General features: G+C 57.5%; 2 rRNA genes. Both read left to right on the top strand.

What is annotated here, in order from left to right:
- Positions 1-213, top strand: a 23S ribosomal RNA gene (locus BBA90_RS18490); the annotation flags it as partial.
- A gap of 63 nt (positions 214-276) precedes the next feature.
- Positions 277-392, top strand: a 5S ribosomal RNA gene (rrf, locus tag BBA90_RS18485).
- Positions 393-471 lie beyond the last annotated feature (79 nt).

Below are 471 nucleotides of genomic sequence, written 5' to 3'. Positions count from 1 at the left end.
GGGTTGTCACGCCAGTGGCACTGCCCGGTAGCTAAGTGCGGAAAAGATAAGTGCTGAAAGCATCTAAGCACGAAACTTGCCCCGAGATGAGTTCTCCCTGGCTCCTCGAGAGCCCTGAAGGGACGTTGAAGACGACGACGTTGATAGGCCGGGTGTGTAAGCGCAGCGATGCGTTGAGCTAACCGGTACTAATGACCCGTGAGGCTTAACCTTACAACGCCAGAGGCGTTTTGCGGGACCCGATTTTCAGCTTGTTTTACCGGATAACAGAATTTGCCTGGCGGCCACAGCGCGGCGGTCCCACCTGACCCCATGCCGAACTCAGAAGTGAAACGCCGTAGCGCCGATGGTAGTGTGGGGTCTCCCCATGCGAGAGTAGGGAACTGCCAGGCATCCAATTAAGACCAGACATTCTGGTCGTGACCTCCCGGTGACGCGGAGAGGGCGAAACACCTGGCTTCAGGCGCGTTC

The organism is Pantoea eucrina (assembly GCF_001691555.1).
In the GTDB taxonomy this organism is placed as follows: Bacteria; Pseudomonadota; Gammaproteobacteria; order Enterobacterales; family Enterobacteriaceae; genus Pantoea; species Pantoea borealis.
The sequence above is the reverse complement of the archived record's forward strand: the minus strand, read 5'-3'. Positions and strand labels throughout refer to the sequence as shown.